The sequence below is a fragment of the Dietzia sp. SYD-A1 genome (assembly GCF_015356725.1).
GTDB lineage: Bacteria > Actinomycetota > Actinomycetes > Mycobacteriales > Mycobacteriaceae > Dietzia.
The window spans coordinates 1-4,545 of record NZ_JADDKI010000201.1; the positions used below are offsets into that span (position 1 = coordinate 1).

The 4,545-nt window shown below is 73.3% G+C and carries 3 protein-coding genes; all 3 read left to right on the forward strand.

The features are described from left to right. The coding region (locus IY392_RS09210; RefSeq protein ID WP_194861049.1) for a complex I subunit 5 family protein at nucleotides 1-1,436 on the forward strand (1,436 nt) is incomplete at its 5' end. Next, nucleotides 1,433-2,968 carry a complex I subunit 5 family protein gene (locus IY392_RS09215; RefSeq protein ID WP_107755608.1) on the forward strand — a complete coding sequence of 512 codons (1,536 nt, stop codon included), beginning with the start codon at nucleotides 1,433-1,435 and terminating at the stop codon, nucleotides 2,966-2,968. The genes IY392_RS09210 and IY392_RS09215, both read left to right, overlap by 4 nt. Next, nucleotides 2,965-4,545, forward strand: a 1,581-nt coding sequence (locus tag IY392_RS09220) for a proton-conducting transporter membrane subunit (RefSeq protein ID WP_194861050.1), incomplete at its 3' end; no start/stop codon positions are given. The genes IY392_RS09215 and IY392_RS09220, both read left to right, overlap by 4 nt.

The window sequence follows — 4,545 nt, forward strand, 5'->3', positions numbered from 1 at the left end:
TCGTCGTCGTCCCCACCGCCGCCCGGCGGGTGATCGGACTGATCGCGGCGATCCTCACCGCCGCGACGGGGATCGCGGTGGTGGCGCTGGTCGTCGCGCACGGGCCGCTCGCGGTGTCCCTCGGTGGACACCGACCCCCGCTCGGCATCTCGCTGCGCGCGGACGGGATCAGCGCGGCGTTCCTGCTGCTCTCGGCGGTGGTCGGGGGCGTCGTGTCAGTCCACGCGGCGGTCCACCCCCCGTCGACCGGGATCGCCGGGTCCCGGGACTGGTTCTGGCCGACGTGGCTGCTCGCGTGGTCGGGCCTGGCGGCGGTCTTCGTCTCGGGCGACCTGTTCAACCTCTACGTCGCCCTCGAGATCGTCGGCCTCGCGGCAGTGCTACTGGTCGCACTGGGAGGGCCGGACGCCTGGCGGGCGGCCTTCCGCTACCTCATCGTGGCGGTCGCGGGCTCACTGTTGTTCCTCCTGGCACTGACGCTCGTGTACTCCGCCACCGGGACACTCGACCTCGCGCTCGCGGGCGCGCGTCTGGCCGGGTCGGACGACGGCGCCCTCCTCACGGCCGTCCTGGCGCTGACCGTGGCGGGCATGGCACTCAAATCGGCGGTGTTCCCGCTCCACGGGTGGCTGCCCGGGGCCCACGGGCAGGCCCCGGCGGCGGTGAGCCCGATCCTGTCCGGCCTCGTGGTCAAGGCGTCGTTCGTCGTCGCCATCCGGGTGTGGACCGAGGTCACCGGGCCCGTCACAGGGGTGGCGCTGGTGGTCGGCGTCGCGGCGGCCGGGTCGATCCTGTGGGCCGGCCTGGCCGCCCTGCGCGCCACCGGGTTCAAGCGGCTCGTCGCGTACTCCACCGTCTCCCAGGTCGGGTACCTGTTCCTCTTCTTCCCGCTCGCCGCCGCGGCGGACCGGCAGCAGATCCCCGCGACGGCCGCCCTGGCGGCGGTGGTGACCCTCGCCGTGGCGCACGGGCTCGCCAAATCGGCCCTCTTCCTGGCCGCGGGCATCTTCAAGGAGCAGCTCGGCAACGATCGGATCGACTCCCTCACCGGACGTGGCGCCGAGCTGCCGGTGGTGACCATGGCCATCGGGATCAGCGTGGTCAGCCTGGCCGGGCTGCCCGTGACGCTCGGCTTCGCCGGCAAGTGGCAGCTGCTGTCCGCTGCCGTCGACGTCCGGGCCTGGTGGGTCGTGGCGGTGGTGGCGGCGGGCACCCTCGTCGCCGCCGGGTACCTGCTGCGCCCGCTCCAGGCCCTGCTGACCGGCGCGGCCGAGGACGGCATCGACTCCGCACCGGGTCGCCCGCACTCCACCCTGCCGCGCGTGGTGACCGTACTGCCGCTGCTGCTCGCCCTGGTGACCGTCGGCGCGACCTTCGCCGCCGTCCCGCTCGCCGAGCTCGCGATCGTCGGCCAGACCCCGGGGGGCCCGCGATGACGGACCTCGTGGACCTCATGCCGGGCAGCCTGCTCGTCCTGGCGCCGCTGGCGATCTCGCTCCTCACCGCCGTGGCCGTCTTCCTCATCCCCGAGGGAGGAGTCCGCTCGAGATCGACCGTCAACCTCGGCGCCGCCGTGGCCAAGCTGGGACTCATCGCGCTGATGGTGCCGGTCGTGGTGGGCGGGGCCAGGCCGGAGTGGCGGACCGCGCTGCTGCCGGGGATCGACTTCGTCCTGCGCATCGAGCCCCTGTCCCTGCTGTTCGCCGGACTGTCGTCCCTCCTGTGGCTGCTGACCACCGTGTACGCCATCGGCTACCTCGAGGACCGCCCGCACCGCAGCCGGTTCTTCGGGTTCTTCGCCCTGTGCGTGACCGCCACCGTGGGGATCGCCTTCTCCGGGAACCTCGTGACGTTCCTGCTGTTCTACGAACTGCTCACGCTGGTCACCTATCCGCTGGTGGTGCACAACGGCACCGCGGCCGCGCGACGCTCCGGTCGCCTCTACATGCTGTACACGCTCGGCGGTGGCCTCAGCCTGCTCACCGGGATCGTCTGGCTCTCCGCGCTGGTCGGCGACGTCGAGTTCACCCCGGGCGGGGTCGAGGCGGTGGGCGCGCTCGCGACGGACTCCCCGGCCACGGCCGTCGCGATCTTCGCCCTCATGGTCGCCGGCCTGGGCGTCAAGGCCGCGCTGTTCCCCCTCCACGGCTGGCTGCCCCGCGCGATGGTCGCACCCGCACCCGTCAGCGCCCTGCTCCACGCGGTGGCCGTGGTCAAGGCGGGCGTGTTCGGCCTGGTGCGCGTGATCGACGACGTGTACGGCGTGGCGGTGGCTTCCGCTCTCGGGGTCCTGACGCCCCTGCTCGTCCTGGCCTCTTTCACCGTGCTCTACGGCTCGGTACGCGCGCTGTTCCAGGACGACCTCAAGAAGCGGCTCGCCTACTCGACCGTCAGCCAGGTGTCCTACATCACGCTGGGGATCACCCTGGTCACCGCGGTGGGCACCGCCGGCGGGTTGGCCCACCTCGTGCACCAGGGACTCATGAAGATCACCCTGTTCTTCTGCGCCGGGCTGTTCGCCGAGGTCCTGGGGATCAAGACCGTCTCGGCCCTCGCGGGACTGGGCCGGCGCATGCCGTGGACGTGCGCCGCGTTCACCGTCGGCGCGTTCGGCATGATCGGTGTGCCCCCGGTCGCGGGATTCATCTCCAAGTGGGAACTGGGGCTCGGAGCGCTCGACTCGGAGAACCAGTGGGTGATCTGGGTCCTGGTGGCCAGCGCGGTGCTCAACAGCGCGTACTTCCTGCCCCCCGTGGTGGCCATGTGGTTCCGCCGTGCCGAGGAGTCGCACGAGGGATCACCGGGCGTACCCGATCGCCGGCGCCGCCGGAGGCTCGAGGCCCCGGCCGCCCTCCTCGCCCCCGCGGTCATCACCGCCGGTCTCTCCCTGGCCGTCGGGATCGTCGCCGCCGCCCCCTACGCCCCGCTGGCCATGGCCACCTTCATCGCGAGGGGGGTGTTCCCGTGATCACCGCCCTGTGGACCGCGACCTTCCTGCTCCCCCTCCTGGTCGCCGCGGGACTGGGGATCCTGGCCACGCGCCGCGTCCCGGGTGGTCTGTCGATGCTGCTGATCCGCCTCGCCCCCCTCACGTGCCTGCCCGCGATCCTGCTCACCGTGGCCCCCGGGGCGGGCGGGGGCCTCCCGCTCGACGTGCCGTGGCTGCTCGTGGGCACCCACCTCGAACTCGACGCTCTCGCCCGGCCGCTGGTGTTGGTCTCCGCGCTGCTCTACGGCTCCGCCCTGGCCGCGGTGGCGTGGACCGCCACAGACCGCAGCCGCGACCTCGTGGCGTTCCTGCTGATCTGCCACACCGGCACCACCGCGGTGTTCACCGCGGCCGACGCGGTCACCTTCTACCTCGGGTACGCGGTGATGAGCTTCGCCGCCTACGGGCTGGTCGTGCACTACCGGACCGAGTCGGCGATGCGGGCCGGGCGCGTGTACCTGGTGCTCACCGTGGTGAGCGAGACCGCCATCCTCGCCGCGATCCTCATGGTGGCCGCCGCGGGCGGGACCCGGCTCGCCGACGCCCCGGCCGCCGTGGCCGGCGCGACGAACACCGGGGTGATCGTCGCCCTGCTGCTGATCGGGTTCGGCGTGAAGGCCGGGACGCTGCCGCTGCACGTGTGGCTCCCGCTCGCCCACCCGGCGGCGCCACCCGCCGCGAGCGCGGTCCTGTCCGGGGCGATGGTCAAGGCCGGACTCGTGGGGTGGCTGCGTTTCCTCCCCCTCGGGGAGGTCACCCTCCCCGGATGGGGCCTGACCCTGGTCCTGCTCGCGCTGGGCGGAGCGTTCCTCGCTGTCCCGGCCGGCGAGCTCCAGAAGGACCCCAAGGTGGTGCTGGCCTACTCCACCATCAGCCAGATGGGGTTCCTCGCCGCGCTCGTGGGGGTCGCGCTGGCCGCACCCGGACTCGCGCCCGCGGTCGCACCGGCCGCCGTCGCCTACGCCGTGCACCACGCCCTGGCCAAGGGAGCGCTGTTCCTCGGCGTCCCGGTGTGGAAGCACCACGCCCGGGGGGTCAGACGGTGGATCGTCGGGGCGGGGATGGTCGGTGCCGGGCTCGCGGTCGCCGGGGCCCCGTTCAGCTCCGGCTCGGTGGGCAAGTACGCGGCCAAGTCCGCCGTCGGCGAGGCCACCGTCCTGGGGATGGACCTCGTCACCCTCCTCCCGCTCATCGCGACCGGGTCGACGCTGCTCCTCCTGCGCTTCGGGTGGCTGCTCGCCCACGGGGAGCCGGAGCCCCGCCGGCGAGGGGACGCCGAGCTGGCCGCCTGGCTGGTCCTGGTGGCCGGCGGGATCACACTGCCCTGGATCGTCACCGACCTCTGGCTGCCCGTCGGCACGGTCCCCGGCCTCGACGCCGTGACCCTGTGGGACGCCACCTGGCCCGTCCTGTTGGGACTCGCGCTCGGCGGGCTCGCCTGGTGGCTGTCCGCGAAGGACATCCTGCCCGGGTGGGCCGCCCACCCCGACGGCCGCACGATTCCCCCCGGTGACCTGGTCGTCCCCGAGGAACGGCTCGCCCGCTCGGCGCTGGCG

Coding starts and splice junctions, on each gene's coding strand:
- IY392_RS09215 (WP_107755608.1), top strand. CDS start 1,433: ATGACGGACCTCGTGGACCTCATGCCGGGCAGCCTGCTCGTCCTGGCG.